The organism is Gibbsiella quercinecans, from assembly GCF_002291425.1.
Lineage (GTDB): Bacteria > Pseudomonadota > Gammaproteobacteria > Enterobacterales > Enterobacteriaceae > Gibbsiella > Gibbsiella quercinecans.
This window is the reverse complement of sequence record NZ_CP014136.1, coordinates 1,766,710-1,781,884: the sequence shown is the minus strand read 5'-3', so window position 1 is coordinate 1,781,884 and position 15,175 is coordinate 1,766,710. Positions and strand designations below refer to the sequence as shown.

The 15,175-nt window shown below is 53.4% G+C and carries 17 protein-coding genes, 1 pseudogene and 1 other annotated feature; of the genes and pseudogenes, 9 read left to right on the top strand and 9 right to left on the bottom strand.

Annotated features, from left to right (window positions below; genetic code table 11):
• Positions 1 to 46: 46 nt before the first annotated feature.
• Together gshA and luxS are read left to right on the top strand one after the other, a co-directional pair.
• Positions 47 to 1,615, top strand: a complete 1,569-nt coding sequence (gshA, locus tag ACN28Q_RS08310) for a glutamate--cysteine ligase (protein ID WP_095848964.1) — start codon at positions 47 to 49, stop codon at positions 1,613 to 1,615.
• Positions 1,616 to 1,780: 165 nt separating this feature from the next.
• Entirely contained in the window at positions 1,781 to 2,296 is a 516-nt protein-coding gene (gene luxS / locus ACN28Q_RS08305; protein ID WP_095845912.1) for an S-ribosylhomocysteine lyase, read from the top strand.
• Between the two features lie 73 nt (positions 2,297 to 2,369).
• Here the strand turns inward: luxS and ACN28Q_RS08300 are convergent, their stop codons facing one another.
• Positions 2,370 to 3,659, bottom strand: coding sequence for an HlyC/CorC family transporter (locus ACN28Q_RS08300; protein ID WP_145957815.1), 1,290 nt, complete (start codon positions 3,657 to 3,659; stop codon positions 2,370 to 2,372).
• An 81-nt stretch (positions 3,660 to 3,740) separates the two neighbouring features.
• Complete coding sequence (locus tag ACN28Q_RS08295; protein WP_095848962.1) at positions 3,741 to 4,532, bottom strand: cytochrome C assembly family protein; 792 nt, start codon at positions 4,530 to 4,532, stop codon at positions 3,741 to 3,743.
• A 168-nt stretch (positions 4,533 to 4,700) separates the two neighbouring features.
• Between ACN28Q_RS08295 and ffh the strand changes: the two genes are divergently transcribed.
• The 5 genes from ffh (at position 4,701) to rplS (ending at position 8,307) form a co-directional block, all read left to right on the top strand.
• Entirely contained in the window at positions 4,701 to 6,062 is a 1,362-nt protein-coding gene (ffh, locus tag ACN28Q_RS08290) for a signal recognition particle protein (protein WP_095845911.1), read from the top strand.
• Positions 6,063 to 6,274: 212 nt separating this feature from the next.
• Entirely contained in the window at positions 6,275 to 6,523 is a 249-nt protein-coding gene (gene rpsP, locus ACN28Q_RS08285; protein ID WP_095845910.1) for a 30S ribosomal protein S16, read from the top strand.
• Positions 6,524 to 6,541: 18 nt separating this feature from the next.
• A complete protein-coding gene (gene rimM, locus ACN28Q_RS08280; protein ID WP_095845909.1) occupies positions 6,542 to 7,090 on the top strand; it encodes a ribosome maturation factor RimM in 549 nt (182 codons plus the stop codon).
• Positions 7,091 to 7,142: 52 nt separating this feature from the next.
• On the top strand, positions 7,143 to 7,910 hold the full coding sequence (gene trmD, locus ACN28Q_RS08275; RefSeq protein WP_095845908.1) for a tRNA (guanosine(37)-N1)-methyltransferase TrmD: 768 nt from the start codon (positions 7,143 to 7,145) through the stop codon (positions 7,908 to 7,910).
• A gap of 49 nt (positions 7,911 to 7,959) precedes the next feature.
• Positions 7,960 to 8,307, top strand: a complete 348-nt coding sequence (rplS, locus tag ACN28Q_RS08270) for a 50S ribosomal protein L19 (RefSeq protein ID WP_004955150.1) — start codon at positions 7,960 to 7,962, stop codon at positions 8,305 to 8,307.
• 88 nt (positions 8,308 to 8,395) lie between these two features.
• Here rplS and ACN28Q_RS08265 read toward each other — a convergent pair whose 3' ends face one another.
• From ACN28Q_RS08265 to ACN28Q_RS08250, 4 genes and pseudogenes are all read right to left on the bottom strand, one after another.
• Complete coding sequence (locus ACN28Q_RS08265) at positions 8,396 to 8,620, bottom strand: ogr/Delta-like zinc finger family protein (protein ID WP_095845907.1); 225 nt, start codon at positions 8,618 to 8,620, stop codon at positions 8,396 to 8,398.
• Positions 8,621 to 8,767: 147 nt separating this feature from the next.
• Positions 8,768 to 9,268, bottom strand: a pseudogene (locus ACN28Q_RS08260) (lysozyme); the annotation flags it as partial.
• Positions 9,252 to 9,470: an HP1 family phage holin gene (locus tag ACN28Q_RS08255; protein WP_095845905.1), complete on the bottom strand. Its 219-nt coding sequence runs from the start codon at positions 9,468 to 9,470 to the stop codon at positions 9,252 to 9,254. The pseudogene ACN28Q_RS08260 and the gene ACN28Q_RS08255, both read right to left, overlap by 17 nt.
• A gap of 241 nt (positions 9,471 to 9,711) precedes the next feature.
• Positions 9,712 to 10,476: a DUF481 domain-containing protein gene (locus ACN28Q_RS08250; protein WP_095845904.1), complete on the bottom strand. Its 765-nt coding sequence runs from the start codon at positions 10,474 to 10,476 to the stop codon at positions 9,712 to 9,714.
• Between the two features lie 530 nt (positions 10,477 to 11,006).
• Between ACN28Q_RS08250 and ACN28Q_RS08245 the strand changes: the two genes are divergently transcribed.
• Both ACN28Q_RS08245 and tyrA read left to right on the top strand, forming a co-directional pair.
• Complete coding sequence (locus ACN28Q_RS08245) at positions 11,007 to 12,080, top strand: 3-deoxy-7-phosphoheptulonate synthase (protein WP_095845903.1); 1,074 nt, start codon at positions 11,007 to 11,009, stop codon at positions 12,078 to 12,080.
• Between the two features lie 6 nt (positions 12,081 to 12,086).
• A complete protein-coding gene (tyrA, locus tag ACN28Q_RS08240; RefSeq protein WP_095845902.1) occupies positions 12,087 to 13,208 on the top strand; it encodes a bifunctional chorismate mutase/prephenate dehydrogenase in 1,122 nt (373 codons plus the stop codon).
• Positions 13,209 to 13,264: 56 nt separating this feature from the next.
• Here tyrA and pheA read toward each other — a convergent pair whose 3' ends face one another.
• The 3 genes from pheA to raiA form a co-directional block, all read right to left on the bottom strand.
• Positions 13,265 to 14,422, bottom strand: a complete 1,158-nt coding sequence (gene pheA, locus ACN28Q_RS08235; protein WP_095845901.1) for a bifunctional chorismate mutase/prephenate dehydratase — start codon at positions 14,420 to 14,422, stop codon at positions 13,265 to 13,267.
• A 45-nt stretch (positions 14,423 to 14,467) separates the two neighbouring features.
• Positions 14,468 to 14,593: a sequence feature (Phe leader region), on the bottom strand.
• Complete coding sequence (gene pheL, locus ACN28Q_RS08230; RefSeq protein ID WP_121525945.1) at positions 14,545 to 14,592, bottom strand: pheA operon leader peptide PheL; 48 nt, start codon at positions 14,590 to 14,592, stop codon at positions 14,545 to 14,547. (Overlaps the previous feature by 48 nt.)
• A gap of 105 nt (positions 14,594 to 14,698) precedes the next feature.
• Complete coding sequence (gene raiA, locus ACN28Q_RS08225; protein ID WP_095845899.1) at positions 14,699 to 15,040, bottom strand: ribosome-associated translation inhibitor RaiA; 342 nt, start codon at positions 15,038 to 15,040, stop codon at positions 14,699 to 14,701.
• Between the last annotated feature and the right edge of the window lie 135 nt (positions 15,041 to 15,175).

Below are 15,175 nucleotides of genomic sequence, written 5' to 3'. Positions count from 1 at the left end.
GATTCAGTATGCTTACGAGTTATTCTTTTATCAGCGGGAGGTCGATTTGATCCCGGACGTATCACAAGCGCTTTCTTGGTTGGAAAGCCATCCCCATGCTTTAAAAGGGATCCAGCGTGGCATTGAGCGGGAAACACTGCGGGTCACCGCAGACGGTACGCTCGCCACGACTGGGCATCCAGAGAAACTGGGCGCGGCATTAACGCATCAATGGATTACCACAGACTTCGCCGAGGCGCTGTTAGAGTTCATTACGCCGGTTGATGACAATATCGAACACATGCTGACGTTCCTGCGCGATATCCACCGTCACGTGGCGCGGAATCTGGGCGAAGAGCGCATGTGGCCACTGAGCATGCCGTGCTTCATCAGCGCCGAGCAGGATATTGAACTGGCCCAGTATGGCTCTTCAAATATTGGCCGGATGAAAACGCTGTATCGCGAAGGGTTGAAGAACCGTTATGGCGCCCTGATGCAGGTCATTTCCGGCGTGCATTACAACTTCTCATTGCCGCTGGCTTTCTGGCAGGCGTGGGCAGGGGTAAAGGATGAAGAAAGCGGCAAAGAACAGATCTCCGCAGGCTATTTCCGCCTTATCCGCAATTATTACCGGTTTGGCTGGGTGATCCCCTATCTGTTTGGTGCTTCGCCGGCGATCTGCTCCTCGTTCCTGCAAGGGCGTGAAACTGCGCTGCCGTTCGAACGAACCGACAGCGGAGCGCTTTACTTGCCGTATGCAACGTCACTGCGGCTGAGTGATTTGGGCTACACCAACAAATCGCAAAGTAACCTGGGTATTACGTTTAACGATCTGCATACCTACGTCGCCGGGTTAAAGAAAGCGATCGTCACGCCTTCTGAAGAGTTCGCCAAATTAGGCGTGAAAAGCCAGGGTGACGATCGTTATTTGCAGCTCAATAGCAATGTACTGCAGATTGAAAACGAACTGTATGCACCGATCCGCCCTAAACGTGTCACAAAAAGCGGTGAGACGCCGTCGGATGCTCTGCTGCGCGGCGGTATTGAGTACATTGAAGTCCGCTCACTGGATATCAACCCCTTCTCGCCGATAGGCGTTGATGCGGTGCAGGCGCGTTTCCTCGATCTGTTCTTGGTATGGTGTGCGTTGGCGGATGCGCCGGAAATGAGCAGCGATGAGTTGCTATGTACGCGCACAAATTGGAACCGGGTCATACTGGAAGGGCGCAAACCGGGCCAGACCATTGGTTTTGGCTGCGGAGACACCACCAAACCATTGGACCAGGTAGGGAAAGCGTTGTTTGCCGACTTACGCCGCGTTGCTGAAGTGCTGGATAATGACGCCGGGGATCAGCAGTATCAGCAGGCTTGTGATGCGCTGGTGGCCGCGTTCGACGATCCTGATTTGACCTATTCCGCGCGTATCCTGAAAGCCATGCAGGAAAAAGGCGCCGGGCGGGTGGGCCTGGAACTGGCAAGTCAGTACAGAAATATGCTGATTGAAGAACCGCTGGAAATCCTGACGGAAGCGGATTTTAATGCCGAACAGGTGGCTTCATGGCAACGCCAGCACAACAAAGAAGCCAGCGATACGCTAAGCTTTGAACAGTTCCTGCAGCTTAACGGCGAGGGCTGAAAAGAAAAAGGCCACATCACTGTGGCCAAATATACATCTCTGATGACAGGGATGATGATAACAAATGCGCGTCTTTCACATATTCAGACTCGCGGGCTTGGAAAAGGTTTCCCTGGTAGCTAAAAAAATTCTTAAACAGATACGATTGTACGAGGAGGCGACGAAATGCCACTGCTGGATAGCTTTACCGTAGACCATACTCGCATGGCAGCTCCGGCTGTTCGCGTTGCGAAGACCATGAAGACGCCTCATGGCGATACTATCACCGTGTTCGATTTGCGTTTTTGTATCCCCAACAAGGAAGTGATGCCAGAGCGTGGCATCCATACGCTGGAGCACCTGTTCGCCGGCTTTATGCGTGATCATCTAAACGGCCAGGGCGTTGAAATTATCGATATTTCACCGATGGGCTGCCGTACCGGCTTTTATATGAGCCTGATTGGCGTGCCGGATGAGCAACGTGTTGCTAAGGCCTGGAAGGCGGCGATGGCGGACGTGCTGAAAGTCACCGACCAGCGCAAAATTCCGGAGTTGAACGAGTATCAGTGTGGTACTTACCACATGCACTCCCTGAAAGAGGCGCAGGAAATCGCTCAGCACATTCTGGATCATGATGTGGTGATTAACCACAATGATGAACTGGCATTGCCGAAAGAGACGCTGAAAGAACTGCACATTTAATCCTGTGCGTTTTGTGCCTTAAGTAAAAAAAGACGCGGTTGCCCGCGTCTTTTTTCTTTCTTCCGGGGGGCGATCAATGCCCTTGCACGCTGGCTTGCAACGGGCGAAGCGGGATAACCCGCACGTGTTTGACCATGTTGTCCTGCACGTCCAGGATTTCAATATCATACAGCCCGATACGCACGCATGTGCCGGCATTAGGGATATCCTCTAATGCTTCCAGCAGCATACCGTTAATGGTTCTTGCTTCGTGCGCCGGCAGGTTCCAGTTGAAGGCCTTGTTTAATTCACGGACGTTGGCCGTGCCGTCGATCAGCACCGAGCCGTCGCCCTGTGGGTTGACCTCTTCGGCCAGCGTGGGTGACATGGAGGTGGTGAAGTCGCCGACGATCTCTTCCAAAATATCCTCGACCGTCACCAGCCCTTGAATATCACCGTATTCATCCACCACGATGCCCACTTTCTCTTTATTACGCTGAAACTTCACCAACTGCACGTTGAGCGGGGTGCCTTCCGGCACAAAGTAAATTTCATCGGCTGCGCGCAATAGGTTTTCTTTATTGAACTCTTTCTTCTCGGTCATCAGGCGATAGGCTTCGCGTACCCGCAGCATGCCAATGGCATCGTCCAGCGAATCGCGGTAAAGCACAATGCGGCCATGCGGCGAGTGGGTCAACTGGCGCATGATGGATTTCCACTCGCCGTTGACGTCAATGCCGACGATCTCATTGCGCGGCACCATGATGTCATTCACCGACACCTTTTCCAGATCCAGAACCGAAATCAGCATGTCCTGATTGCGGCGTGAAATCTGGGCCTGGGATTCTGTGACGATTGTGCGCAATTCTTCTTTGCTGACCGCATCGTTTACCCGCACATTGGTGCGAATGCCAAAGGCGTGTAAAACCAGGCTGGTGATACTATTAAGCAACCAGACCAGCGGGAACATCACCTTTTGCAACGGTGCCAACAGCACGCTGCTAGGGAAGGCGATACGTTCCGGGTACAGCGCGGCGAAGGTTTTGGGCAGCACTTCGGCGAACAGCAACACGGCCAGTGTCAACACTGCGGTGGCGATGGCCACCCCGAAATCGCCGTACAGCCGCATACCGACGATGGTCGCCAGCGCTGAAGCCAGAATGTTGACCAGGTTGTTGCCCACCAGCACCAGGCCAATCAGGCGATCCGGCTTCTGCAGCAGTTTTTCAACCCGGCGCGCAGCGCGGTTGCCGCTTTTCGATTGGTGGTGCAGGCGATAGCGGTTGAGCGTCATCATGCCGGTTTCTGACGCAGAAAAGTAAGCGGAGACCACAATCATGATCACCAAGGTAATGATGAGGGTCCCTGTCGAAACGTGCTCCAACGTTGTATTCCTTATAGGCGGATGAAGATAGCCCCATACACGGTGGTGTGAGGACGAACCAAAAGCAGACGCTATGCTATTTTAGCGTACCATCACTTCCTGAATCAGTCGGCTGCCAAAATAAGCCAGCGTCAGCAAAAAAGCGCCGGCAAAGCTGAACCAGACGACGCGACGCCCGCGCCAGCCTTCGTGGTAGTGGCCCCACAGCAGCACGATATAGATAAACCACGCCATAATGGAGAGCACCGCTTTATGAACATTTTCCTTGCTGAACAGGTTATCCATGTACAGCAGGCCGGTGCACAGCGTCAGAGTCAGCAAAACTACGCCGATCTGGGTGATATGAAACATTTTGCGCTCAATGCTCATCAGTGGCGGCATATCGGCGCTGAAGGTGAGCTTTTTGTTTTTCAGCAGGTAATCCAAACAGGCTAACTGCAGCGCATAGAGCGCAGCAATAATCAGCGTTGCATAGGAGAACAGCGCCAGCCCAATGTGCACCAGCAGCCCTGGCGTCGCTTCCAGATGGGTGATGAACTCCCCCGGCATGAAGCTGGCAAATGCCAGGTTGATCATGGCAAAGGTGTACACGATCGGCGTCAGGAACCAGCCGCGATTGCGCGAAGCGACGATGGTCATCACGGTACAGATAATCAGACTGACGATGGCACCGATATTGAGCAGGCTAAGATTTTGCCCGGTGCTGACATCGAAGATCCGCTGCTGCAGGGCAATGGCATGGCAAACTAATGCCGCCACGGCTGAAATCAAAGCGAGCCGACGGTATGCGCTGTTCTTTCTCAGTAGGCTGGGGATGATCAGCCCAAGGCTGACCAGGTAGGCCGTTATAGCCGCAATGGAGAATACTGGCATAGCGTTTAATTTGAACATCGGCATGGTTAATCAGATTGCCAGTATAGCCTTGCATGCCGCTTGCTCCAACCTATCTCCAACGCTAAGGCAGAGATCGCGTTGGCTTCGTGTTATAATCGCCGCAATTGTGTCGCCACTGCGGCCTGTCTTTACGTTGAGCATGAGACGATGTTTGAAAATTTAACCGATCGATTGTCGCGCACACTGCGCAATATCAGCGGCCGTGGGCGGCTGACCGAAGAAAATATCAAAGATACCCTGCGTGAAGTTCGTATGGCCCTGCTTGAGGCGGACGTCGCCTTGCCGGTGGTGCGTGATTTTATCAACCGCGTCAAAGAGAGCGCCGTTGGTCATGAAGTCAACAAAAGCCTGACCCCAGGGCAGGAGTTCGTCAAGATCGTCAAGAACGAACTGATTGCCGCAATGGGCGAGGTGAATACCGAGCTGAACCTGGCCGCGCAGCCGCCGGCCGTGGTGCTGATGGCCGGCCTTCAGGGGGCGGGTAAAACCACCAGCGTCGGTAAGCTGGGTAAATTCCTGAAGGAAAAACAGAAGAAAAAAGTGCTGGTGGTTTCTGCCGACGTGTATCGCCCCGCGGCGATTAAACAGTTGGAAACCCTGGCAGAGGGCGTCGGTGTGGATTTCTTCCCGTCGGATGCCAAAGACAAACCGATTGATATCGTTAATCGCGCGCTGCAGCAGGCGAAGCTGAAGTTCTACGATGTTTTGATCGTCGATACCGCCGGCCGCTTGCACGTTGACGAAGCGATGATGGACGAAATCAAGCAGGTGCACGCGGCGATCAACCCGGTGGAAACGCTGTTTGTGGTTGATGCGATGACCGGCCAGGATGCGGCGAACACCGCCAAAGCCTTTAATGAAGCGCTGCCGCTGACGGGCGTGGTGTTGACCAAGGTTGACGGTGACGCGCGCGGCGGTGCGGCGCTTTCTATTCGCCACATCACCGGCAAGCCGATCAAGTTCCTTGGCGTGGGCGAAAAGACCGAAGCGCTGGAGCCTTTCCACCCCGATCGCGTCGCCTCACGCATTCTGGGCATGGGCGATGTTCTGTCGCTGATCGAAGATATTGAAAGCAAGGTTGATCGCGAGCAGGCGGAAAAGCTGGCTAACAAGCTGAAGAAGGGCGACGGTTTCGATCTGACCGACTTCCTGGAGCAGCTAAAACAGATGCGCAACATGGGCGGGATGGCCAGCATGCTCAGCAAGCTGCCGGGCGCGGGCCAACTGCCTGCCAATGTGAAGTCGCAGATGGACGACAAAGTGCTGGTGCGGATGGAAGCGATCATCAACTCGATGACGCTGAAGGAACGCGCCAAGCCGGAAATCATCAAAGGTTCACGCAAGCGCCGTATTGCCATGGGTTCCGGCATGCAGGTGCAGGACGTCAATCGCCTGCTCAAGCAGTTTGATGAAATGCAGCGCATGATGAAGAAAATGAAAAAAGGCGGTTTGGCGAAAATGATGCGCGGCATGAAAGGCATGATGCCGCCGGGTTTCCCTGGCCGCTAAGGCGTGCGCGCCGCGCTGGCGCACGCGTTTGTTGAATTACCGTTCGCGGTAAAAACGCCCGAAATTTGACTGGCTGCAAAACTTGTTGGCCGCAATCGACGCTTTAGATTGCTTTTTGCGCCAAAATGAGTAAAATTTTCGGGCTTTTTATATTGCAACCGGGCCCCGTTCCTCGATGGGGCCCGGCTGTTTTATTAACTAAAGAGGATGTTATGGTAACAATTCGTTTGGCACGTGGCGGCGCTAAAAAGCGTCCGTTCTATCAAGTAGTAGTGACCGACAGCCGCAATGCGCGTGATGGTCGTTTCATCGAGCGCGTAGGCTTCTTCAACCCGATCGCTTCTGGTCAGGCTGAAGCACTGCGTCTGGACCTGGACCGCATCGAACATTGGGTCGGCCTGGGTGCAACCGTTTCTGATCGCGTTTCTGCGCTGATCAAAGACGTTAAGAAAGCAGCTTAATCTGTCGCGGTGGTGGCAATGAGCAAGCAACTCAAACCGGTAGTGCCCAACCAGCCGATAGTTCTCGGCAAAATGGGTTCTAGTTACGGCATTCGTGGTTGGCTCAGAGTGTTTTCATCCACCGAGAACGCTGAAAGCATTTTTGACTATCAGCCCTGGTTTATCCAGAAGGCGGGTCAGTGGCAGCATATCGAGCTGGAAAGCTGGAAGCGCCACAATCAGGACATGATCATCAAAATTAAAGGTGTTGACGATCGTGATGCGGCGAATCTACTGACCAATTGCGAAATTGTGGTGGATTCTGAACAACTGCCCCCACTGGATGGCGATGATTACTACTGGAAAGACCTTATGGGCTGCCAGGTAGTGACGCCGACCGGTTATGATCTGGGTAAAGTCATCGATATGATGGAAACCGGATCAAACGATGTGCTGGTTGTAAAAGCAAACCTGAAAGATGCATTCGGTATGAAGGAGCGGCTGGTTCCGTTTCTTCATGGGCAGGTTATCAAGAAAGTCGATCTCGCTGCCAAGGTGATTGAGGCAGATTGGGATCCTGGTTTTTGATCTCCGGCTTTAACGGTCTGGGGTCGTGGAATAGACAAATGGGGATTGGCTTGTGTTTATTGGTATTGTGAGCCTGTTTCCTGAGATGTTTCGCGCCATTACCGATTACGGAGTGACGGGCCGGGCAGTAAAAAATGGCCTGCTGAGCGTGCAGTGTTGGAGTCCGCGTGACTTCACCTACGATCGGCATCGCACCGTGGACGATCGCCCCTACGGCGGCGGCCCAGGGATGTTGATGATGGTGCAACCCTTGCGGGAAGCCATCCACGCAGCCAAAGCAGCGGCAGGTGAAGGCGCAAAGGTGATTTATCTTTCACCTCAGGGGCGCAAGCTGGATCAAACCGGCGTGTGTGAACTGGCGGCCAACCAGAAAATCATTCTGGTGTGCGGCCGTTATGAAGGGGTTGATGAGCGCGTGATCCAAACCGAAATTGACGAAGAATGGTCAATCGGCGATTACGTTCTCAGCGGTGGGGAACTGCCGGCAATGACGCTGATCGATTCAGTCGCTCGGTTTATACCGGGTGTGCTGGGCCACCAGGCGTCTGCGGAAGAAGATTCTTTTGTCGATGGATTGCTGGACTGCCCACATTATACCCGCCCTGAAGTGTTGGAAGGAATGGAAGTACCGCCGGTTCTGCTGTCGGGCAACCATGCCGAGATACGTCGCTGGCGCTTGAAGCAGTCGCTGGGCCGAACCTGGCTTAGAAGACCTGAACTTCTAGAAAGCCTAGCTCTGACTGACGAGCAAACGGTGTTGCTGGCTGAGTTTCAACGGGAACATCAGGCCGAGCAACAGGACCATGAAGGGAACGCCTGATACGCAGGCGAGACCGATATATCAGTTTACCTAGGGTAAGAGACATATTATGAGCAACATTATCAAGCAACTTGAACAAGAGCAGATGAAGCAAGACGTACCTGCATTCCGTCCGGGTGATTCCGTGGAAGTTAAGGTATGGGTCGTTGAAGGTAGCAAAAAACGTCTGCAGGCATTCGAGGGCGTGGTTATCGCTATCCGTAACCGCGGTCTGCACTCTGCATTCACTGTTCGTAAGATTTCCAACGGCGAAGGTGTTGAGCGTGTATTCCAGACTCACTCCCCAGTAATCGACAGCATTACTGTTAAACGTCGTGGTGCCGTTCGTAAAGCCAAACTGTACTACCTGCGTGAGCGTACTGGTAAGGCTGCTCGTATCAAAGAGCGTCTTAACTAAGATACAGCTAACGCTGCATCCAAAAGTTAATAATTATCTGGGGCTTACCGTTATGGTAAGCCCCTTTTTTTGGCCGTTTAGCCATTGGTTACACCGTGCTGGCGCTCGGTTGTTTCCCCACCGCCGGGCGCTGAGGTTGCACTGCAACGCTCTCGCTCGGTTTGGCGATCACCCGTGCAACTGATTCATGGGTGGCGAAAGTGCAGCTGCAATGAATATTTTGGCATTGGTGATAACGTTCTTTGGTTGAGTTACTGAGGTAACGGCTGGAGCGGGTATGGGCCACGTTACCGCACAGTGGACAATGCATCATAGGAACCCCCTTGATAGATAATTAAAAAATTTTGTGTTTGAACCGGTTTCAGTAGTTTGCTGGTTTGGCGAGCTGTATAGGTCCCAGCTCATTCCCATTGCCGGGGTTTTTCACGGCCTGGCGTTGGTTGGCTGCCGCTCGTCTGGCGCCGCGCAGGCATAGCGTGCGCTCTGCCGCCCGCCGTCGTTCCAATCCCTTGCTTTTTATCCCCAGCACATACACCCATCGCGGCAGCTGATTGCACGCTTTGTGCCATTGCCGCTGCTGTAAAAAACGCATCATGGTCGAATGGCAGGCGGCGTGTACGCCAACGTTGAAGGCAAACGCGATCACCGCGTCGTAGATTTCCTGCGGCATATCAGCCGGTAAACAGACCGCCATCCCTCTCTCCACATGGCGAACGTCCGCCAGGAAGTCTTTCGCTACCCGCTTACGGGTCACCGTTTGGCCGGGGAGAACGTCGAGCGTATGGCCGATACCGCGGGTCCAGATATCCGCATCGCACTGGTAAGCTGTCAGTTGGCAGCCTTCAAAATTGGCGATCAGCATCAGGCCCGCCTGTGACGTTTTCAATTGATCAAACTGAGGCAGCGTTGCCACCAAAACCAGAATAGTGGCAGTGCTGCATCGTTTAGCGATTGAGTTCATCGTAGATCCTCCTGGCGGCTGCATTTCGTTGGATTTCTTTCAGTAACTGGTAGTTTTTGCGCCGGTAGTACCAGTTGACGAGGAAGGTGCCGATGCCCACCGCAGAGCCCACCAGAAAGGCGATATCCTGTGGTGAAAGTTTGCCGAGCCAGGCGAGAAACAGCGCCATGGCATAGGTAATCAATGAAGTCATTTTTTCCATAACGCATATCCTGCATCGCCCTGAGAAACGGCGTTCATTAGCGTTATCGACCATGGGAGCCTGCCGCAGTAGATAGCTGTCATATTTTCCCTCCCAATAACTATACTGTATATATAACCAGTATTAAGCAATTTGCTAAATAGGTCAACCGTGAAATCACAAACTTTTTAGCAACGGAGAAAAGGCAAATTTCAGGCATAAAAAAGCCCACCGGAGTGGGCTTGGCAGGAAAGAAGAGGAATTACAGACCGTAAACCAACGTGACCGAGGTGGTGGTGTCGGTTTTCTTCGGTGCAGAGGCCGGAGGGTTATTGTTATAGGTCACCGTATAGGCCAGGCGCAGCGAGAATTTTTCATTGATCGCGACGTTCAGCGCCGTTTCCGAGTTCAGGGTCACGTCTTCGTTGGCCAAAGCGGAAAGGCCTTCGGTGAACTTGGTGGTATCGGTCAGCTGATACGTATAGTTTGCGGCACCGTAAGCCAGTGCTTTGGTGCTGCGGCCGCCGCCGTGATATTCGTCGTGGCGTACGCCGGGACCGAATTCGAGACGCAGATCGTGCACTGGGCCATTCAGCACCTGGCGCCCGTAACCTACGGTGAGCGTCGAGCGTGAATCATAACCGGCAAAGCGATCGTTCAGCCAGTTAGCCTGGCCGAACAGGTAATTACGCTCAGTCATGTTGTAACGGGTACGTCCGCCCACCTGATATTTTTCGCTTGAGCGAACGTTGGAGGAGGTGGTGTTGTTGGCGGCTCCCCACAGACTATAGGCCGTAGAGGTATTGAACCAGGTCAGTGAACTGTTCGCCAGCAGCGAGGAGTTTTCCGAGTTACCGGATTGCGCGTTATAACCCGCCTGTACATTACCTTCAAATGGCTTCTTCGCGGTTGCCGGGTCATCCATCGCGGTGAACAGTGTATTGTCTGCGAAAGAGGGAATACTGGCGAAAGCGGTGAGGCAGCTAATATACAATGGGATAGCGCGACGAGCGCGTAAAGAGAGCATTTTGGATCCAGTCTGTTAAAAGTGATGAGTGGTTGCCAACGTATTATAGCGATTCGCAATTGCGACAAAAATAGCCATAGTTAGCTTAACTTATTCATTTTTCATCGTCACTTATTCATTTTTCTTCTACTCACGGCATGTATAGGCTGCCGTTTCCCCTGTTTAGGCGGCGGGCAGCTTACCGCTAAAAGTGCTTGCCGGTGATGCCGGTGTCATTGGCGGTCGGCTGGTGTGATGCGCAGTACCGCCTGTTAATTTTGTTGTAAACTTAAGTTTACTTATTGATGTTTTATTCCTGATGATGTTAATGAGTGATGGTCGTCTTTTAGCGTGGGGAAATTAATCAATACTATGATAATTAATGTTATTTTGTTGTTCTGTGTTGGTTTTATTACGCTTGCGCTGTTGTGGTAATTTTTTATTTACACCAAATGGATTGAAATCTTTACATCGCGTGATAAGGTATAGCCCAGTAACGCTCAATGTTTCAAACACGCTCACGCATAACAGCACACGACAGGACTAGCATCATGCAAAAAGACGCGCTCAATAACGTACACATCAGTGCCGAACAGGTCATGCTCACCCCCGAAGAGCTGAAAGGGCAACTCCCGCTTACCGCCAGTGATGAATCGGCTATCACGACGGCGCGCCAGACCATCGCCAATATTTTGCAGGGGCGCGATCATCGCCTGCTGGTGGTTTGCGGCCCATGTTCCATTCACGATCCAGACGCCGCGCTGGATTACGCGCGTCGTTTGAAAACCCTGTCGGCTGAATTGAGCGATCAGCTGTATATCGTTATGCGTGTCTATTTTGAAAAACCCAGAACGACCGTCGGCTGGAAAGGCTTGATCAACGATCCGTTTATGGACGGCTCATTTGATATTGAGGCTGGCCTGCAGATTGCGCGTCGCCTGCTGCTGAATCTGGTCAACATGGGGTTGCCGTTGGCGACGGAAGCATTGGATCCGAACAGCCCGCAATATCTGGGCGATCTGTTCAGTTGGTCAGCGATCGGGGCGCGCACCACGGAATCGCAAACGCACCGTGAAATGGCTTCGGGCCTGTCGATGCCGGTCGGTTTTAAAAATGGCACCGATGGCAGCCTGAGCACGGCAATTAATGCGATGCGCGCCGCTGCGATGCCGCACCGCTTTGTGGGTATCAACCAGGCGGGGCAGGTTTGCCTGCTGCAAACCCACGGCAACCCGAATGGGCATGTGATTCTGCGTGGCGGTAAAGAGCCGAATTACAGCGCGGAGCACGTGGCTGCATGTGAAAAACAGATGCAGGACGCGGGACTCCGTCCGTCCTTAATGGTAGATTGCAGCCATGGCAACTCGAATAAAGATTATCGCCGTCAGCCGCTGGTAGCGGCATCCGTGGTTGAGCAAATTAAAGCGGGTAACCGTTCGATCACCGGCATCATGCTGGAAAGTCATTTGCATGAGGGCAACCAGTCTTCTGAGATGCCGCGTGCCGAGATGCGCTATGGCGTATCCGTCACGGATGCTTGCATTAACTGGGAAAACACGGAAACGCTGCTGCGCCAAATGCATCAGGAGCTCGGCGCTGCGCTGACGGCCCGCACTGGAGAGTAGTGATTTATGGTGGCTGAACTGACCGCATTGCGCGATCAAATTGACGATGTAGATAAAGCGTTGCTGGATCTGCTGGCAAAACGCCTGCATCTGGTGGCAGAAGTTGGTGAGGTCAAAAGCCGCTATGGTTTACCGGTGTATGTTCCGGAACGGGAAGCTGACATGCTGGCTTCCCGCCGTAAAGAGGCCGAAGCCCTGGGGGTGCCGCCAGATCTGATTGAAGACGTGCTGCGCCGGCTGATGCGCGAATCCTACACCAGTGAAAACGACAAAGGCTTCAAGGCGTTGTGCCCTCAACTGCGGCCGATCGTGATTATTGGCGGCGATGGCCAGATGGGGCGGTTGTTCAACCGCCTGCTGTCGCTTTCCGGTTATCAGGTAAAGGTGCTGGAGCAGCAGGATTGGCCACAGGCGGAAACGCTACTGGCGGATGCGGGTATGGTGATCGTCAGCGTGCCGATCCACGTGACGGAACAGGTGATCTCGCGTTTGCCGAAGTTGCCGGATGACTGCATCCTGGTCGATCTGGCCTCCGTGAAGAATCGGCCGCTGCAGGCCATGCTGGCAGTGCATGGCGGGCCGGTGCTTGGCTTGCACCCGATGTTTGGGCCGGATGTTGGCAGCATCGCCAAGCAGGTCGTGGTCTATTGCGATGGGCGTCAGCCGGAAGCTTATCAATGGCTGCTGGAACAACTGCAGGTTTGGGGAGCCAGGTTGCACCGCATCAGCGCCGTTGAGCACGATCAGAACATGGCGTTTATCCAGGCTCTACGCCACTTTGCGACTTTCGCCTACGGGCTGCATCTGGCGGAAGAGAACGTGCGGCTGGAACAGTTGCTGGCGCTCTCTTCCCCCATCTATCGGCTGGAGTTGGCGATGGTGGGCCGGTTGTTTGCGCAGGATCCACAACTGTATGCCGATATCATCATGTCTTCGGAAGAGAACATCGCATTGATTAAACGCTATTACCAGCGTTTCGGCGAAGCGATTGCGTTGCTTGAACACGGTGATAAGCAGGCGTTTATTGAAAGCTTCCAGAAAGTGGAGCACTGGTTCGGTGATTACGCCCAGCACTTCCTGGTGGAGAGCCGTTCGCTGCTGCGGCAGGCTAACGACAGCCGCCAGTAATTGCATTTTTCGGTGTTGTGTAAAAAGGGTTTGGCATTGCCAAACCCTTTTTGTCTTTAGGAAGGATTGACCGGCACCACGTTTTCACTGGGGTAGCAGCCCAGCACTTTCAAGGAGCGGGTAATGGGCGCCAAATCCTTAAGCGCCTTTTGCATCGCCTCCGAGCGCAGGTTGGCCTGCACATCAATATAGAACATCTCTTCCCACGGGTTGCCGTTGATGGGCCGTGATTCCAGCTTGGTCATAATGATGCCGTTTTCTCGCAGCACCAGCAGCGCTTCTACTAATGCCCCCGATTGCTGGCCGGTGGCCATGATCAGCGTGCTCTTCGCCGGCACCTGATCGGAAACCTCTATCGCTTTGCGCGCCAGCACGATGAAGCGCGTAATGTTCTGCTGCTGGTTTGCCAGGTTATGTTCCAGCACCTGCAGGTTATACAGCGCGCCGCCGGCCTCGCTGCCCAGCGCCGCCACGTTGGGTGAATTCAGGCTGGCGACTTTCTCCATCGCCGCCGCGGTGCTTTCGCAGTACTCGATGTTCCAATGTGGGAAGCGGTTGATGAACTGGCTGCACTGTTGGAAAGGCTGTGGATGGCTGTAAACGGTTTCTATCTGGCTGAGATCGGTATCACCGGATACCAACACGCAATGGTTAATCGGGTTGCTCAGTTCGCCGACAATCGACAGGCTGGTGTGCTGCAGCAGATCGTAGACGTCATTAATTGAACCGGAACTGGTATTTTCAATCGGCAATATGGCGTAATCGGCCTGCCCGGTTTCCACCTGGGTGAAGATATCCTGGAATTTGTGGCAGCCATGCTCGATCAACTGTTCAAAATGGCGTGCGGCATACTGGCGGGCAGCCAAATGTGAATAAGAGCCTTTCGGGCCGAGGAAGGCAATACGCGCAGTGTGTTGGCTGGTGGCATTGAGCTGCTGCTGCAACAGCGCCTGTTGCGTCAGAATGGAATCCTCGATGATCAGTTGGAACAGGCGGGTGACATAAAATCCGTCAAGGCCATGGGGTTTGGCGGCCTTAACCAGCGTATCAAGCAGATCGCGCTCGCGTTCTTTGTCGCGGATCGGGTTGTGGGAGTGCAGTTTGGTTTTGCCCACCGCGATCGCCAGTTTCCTGCGTTCCGCCAGCAGCGCCAGCAGTTCCAGGTCCAGCGCGCTGATGCGTTCGCGCAGCGCAAGTAACGGGTTGTCAGTCATAGTCAGCTTTGCCTTGTGTTTTTATTAATTTGTTATCGAATAGCCATAAAAAAAGCCCCCTGTTTCAGGAGGCTTTGCTGTTCGTCTTTGCATTCTTTGTCACACGACGAAACGCCTCCCAATCAGGGGAAGGTAAAAAAGAATGCAAAGAAAAACGGTTTGTGTGCCATGGGGTGCCCAGTGGTTTATCGCTCTGGGGTAAGTTAACCGCTGGCTTTTCCCTGTGTCAACAAAAAACCCGCCGAAGCGGGTTTGATGCATCATGTTCGTGAGGGATTATTTCTGTTCCGGTTCCACTTCCGGGACGATATCTTTTACGCTGGCGGCGGCGCGGCGCGCTTCGCCCTTGTGCTGAACCTTATTCAACTGGCGTTCAAGTTTTGCGATCAGCTCGTTAACCGCAGCGTACATATCATCGTGTTTTGCGCTGGCGACCAGCGGGCCGTTTGGCGTAGTGATGGTGGCGTCGGCCACAAAACCCTGGGGCTCTTTGGATAAAACGATATGCGGGTTAATGAGTTGAGCTTGCCATTTATCCAGTTTGGTAAGACGGTCTTCGACATGATTGCGGATGGCGGGGGTGATATCCATTTGTTTGCTGGTAATGTTGACTGTCATATAACTTACCTCTTGTGTCTTTCCGTCTTTGGATAACTTCAGCATACCTGTGTTTTTGCTTAAATGCGTGATGGAGATCACATTTTTTTGTCACTTCTTGTCAATTGCACGCGTTCTGTGATTTGGCTGTTGAAA

What these genes read in the sequence shown, in the direction of transcription:
- ACN28Q_RS08245 (WP_095845903.1), top strand. Translation starts at nt 11,007, where the DNA reads ATGCAAAAAGACGCGCTCAATAACGTACACATCAGTGCCGAACAGGTC.
- ACN28Q_RS08265 (WP_095845907.1), bottom strand. Translation starts at nt 8,620, where the DNA reads ATGATGCATTGTCCACTGTGCGGTAACGTGGCCCATACCCGCTCCAGC.
- ffh (WP_095845911.1), top strand. Translation starts at nt 4,701, where the DNA reads ATGTTTGAAAATTTAACCGATCGATTGTCGCGCACACTGCGCAATATC.
- raiA (WP_095845899.1), bottom strand. Translation starts at nt 15,040, where the DNA reads ATGACAGTCAACATTACCAGCAAACAAATGGATATCACCCCCGCCATC.
- luxS (WP_095845912.1), top strand. Translation starts at nt 1,781, where the DNA reads ATGCCACTGCTGGATAGCTTTACCGTAGACCATACTCGCATGGCAGCT.
- rplS (WP_004955150.1), top strand. Translation starts at nt 7,960, where the DNA reads ATGAGCAACATTATCAAGCAACTTGAACAAGAGCAGATGAAGCAAGAC.
- rimM (WP_095845909.1), top strand. Translation starts at nt 6,542, where the DNA reads ATGAGCAAGCAACTCAAACCGGTAGTGCCCAACCAGCCGATAGTTCTC.
- rpsP (WP_095845910.1), top strand. Translation starts at nt 6,275, where the DNA reads ATGGTAACAATTCGTTTGGCACGTGGCGGCGCTAAAAAGCGTCCGTTC.
- ACN28Q_RS08250 (WP_095845904.1), bottom strand. Translation starts at nt 10,476, where the DNA reads ATGCTCTCTTTACGCGCTCGTCGCGCTATCCCATTGTATATTAGCTGC.
- pheA (WP_095845901.1), bottom strand. Translation starts at nt 14,422, where the DNA reads ATGACTGACAACCCGTTACTTGCGCTGCGCGAACGCATCAGCGCGCTG.
- ACN28Q_RS08295 (WP_095848962.1), bottom strand. Translation starts at nt 4,532, where the DNA reads ATGCCAGTATTCTCCATTGCGGCTATAACGGCCTACCTGGTCAGCCTT.
- tyrA (WP_095845902.1), top strand. Translation starts at nt 12,087, where the DNA reads ATGGTGGCTGAACTGACCGCATTGCGCGATCAAATTGACGATGTAGAT.
- ACN28Q_RS08255 (WP_095845905.1), bottom strand. Translation starts at nt 9,470, where the DNA reads ATGGAAAAAATGACTTCATTGATTACCTATGCCATGGCGCTGTTTCTC.